The following is a 1,030-nucleotide window of genomic DNA, read 5'->3' as shown; positions in this document are numbered from 1 at the left end:
TGTTGGTGGGTCGGGTGGTGAGGGTGGTGGTGAGGATGGGTTGGTTGTCGGGGGTGGTGAGGTGGAGGGTGTGGTGGTTGTCGTGGGTGGTGAGGTGGGCGCGGGCGTGGGTGGCGTGGGTGGCGTAGAGGTGCGTGTCGGTGAACGAGAACGGCAGGTCGATCGAGTCTGATTCCGGCTGATCACCGGCGTCCTCGGAGCCTGTGATCTTGTTGAGGAAGGTGGTGTGGAGGGTGGCGTCGAGGAGGGCGGGGTGGAGGGTGTGGTGGGTGGTGGTGGTGTTGGGGGGGAGGGTGATGTTGGCGTAGTGGTGGTGGGTTTGGGGGTTGTGCCAGGCGTGGGTGAGGCCTTGGAAGGTGGGGCCGTAGTGGTAGCCGGTGGTGGCGAGGGTGTCGTAGAAGTTGGTGAGGTCGTGGGGTTGGGTGTTGGTGGGGGGCCAGGTGGTGGGGGGTTGGGGTGGTGTGGGGGGTGGGGTGGTGGTGAGGGTTGCGGTGGCGTGCAGTGTCCAGTGGGTTGTGGGGTCTGTTGTGGTGTGGGGTTGGGTGTGGATGGTCAGGGTGCGGTGGGTGTTGTGGGGTGGGGTGAGGGTGAGGCGTAGGTGGGTGGGGTGGTGGTCGAGGGTGAGGGGGGTGTGGAGGGTGAGTTCTTCGATGTGGGGGTGGGTGGTGGTGTGGGCTGCGTGGAGGGCGAGGTCGAGGTAGGCGGTGCCGGGGAGGAGTGGGGTGGTGGCGACGGCGTGATCGGCAAGCCACGGGTGTGTCTCCAGCGACAGTCGCCCGGTGAAGAGCGTCGTTCCATCCGGGAGATCGATCCTGGCTGTGAGCAGGGCGTGTTCGGCGTCCGCTTGGCCGAGGTGGTCGAGGCGGATGGTGGGGCTGGTGGGGTGGAGCCAGTAGTGCTGGTGTTGGAAGGGGTAGGTGGGCAGGTCGACGGGTGTGGTTGGGGGTAGGGGCCAGTGGATCGGGAGGCCGGTGGTGTGTGCGTGACCGGCCGCGGTCAGCATCTGCACCAGGCCGCCCTCATCCCGCCG

General features: G+C 67.4%; 1 protein-coding gene. It reads right to left on the bottom strand.

Features of this window, described 5'->3' with window-relative positions; translation table 11 throughout:
- Positions 1-1,003, bottom strand: a 1,003-nt coding sequence (locus ACYVPE_RS39825) for a polyketide synthase dehydratase domain-containing protein (protein ID WP_461038732.1), incomplete at its 3' end; no start/stop codon positions are given.
- Positions 1,004-1,030 lie beyond the last annotated feature (27 nt).

The sequence above is a fragment of the Streptomyces mayteni genome (assembly GCF_054783955.1).
This window is presented reverse-complemented; position numbering and strand designations above follow the sequence as displayed.